1 protein-coding gene is annotated in these 636 nt (G+C 43.9%); it reads left to right on the forward strand.

All coding sequences use genetic code 11. The features are described 5' to 3' along the window. A partial coding sequence (locus A3750_RS01570; RefSeq protein WP_197474794.1) for a hypothetical protein occupies window positions 1–459 on the forward strand: 459 nt, incomplete at its 5' end. Window positions 460–636: the final 177 nt, after the last annotated feature.

The following is a 636-nucleotide window of genomic DNA, read 5'->3' on the forward strand; positions in this document are numbered from 1 at the left end:
CATGGTGATTGTATCTTAAAGGATATGGATACCTTGAAGCCTCTGCCAAAGTCCATGAATAAGAGTATTGTTGAAGGTCCGTGCCCTCAGCGTATCGGCATTAATATTAGAAAATCGCCGCATGTTGCTGCGCAAACTTATGACTTACAGCTTGCGGTCACTCAAGAGCTCAATATCTTACTTATCGCGTCACAGCAACTACCAACTCTGGACGTGAAATTTCAATTTTTAAAGTACCAGCTGTCTGTTATGTTCACGGAGATATGCAAGGCTTATCGTATCGTTGATGCTAAGCAGGCCCCAGAAATTTTAGAATTTTGTTTAACATATTTTGTTGGGGCGGTTCAGAGAGGGTTGAAATTTGACGCCTTCACGGAAGTACTTGGTGGGTTATTTGCAAACGCAGTTTTTGGGTTTAGCGCTCAGTACAAGGACCAAATTGAAGTGATTCCCGAATAACTTCCTTGTCCGATTTAGAAAAGGCCCTTTTAAGGCCCTTTTAAGGGCCTTTTTATGGACGTTGCAATGCAGGTGCCCCGAGTACTAAAAAAGCACGCGCACTCGCACTGTGCCACGAACGTTGCGAAGCTTTTCTAGCGCTAGCTCGCTGTATTCTTTGTCTACATCGACAACTAC

This window comes from Oleiphilus sp. HI0079 (genome assembly GCF_001635105.1).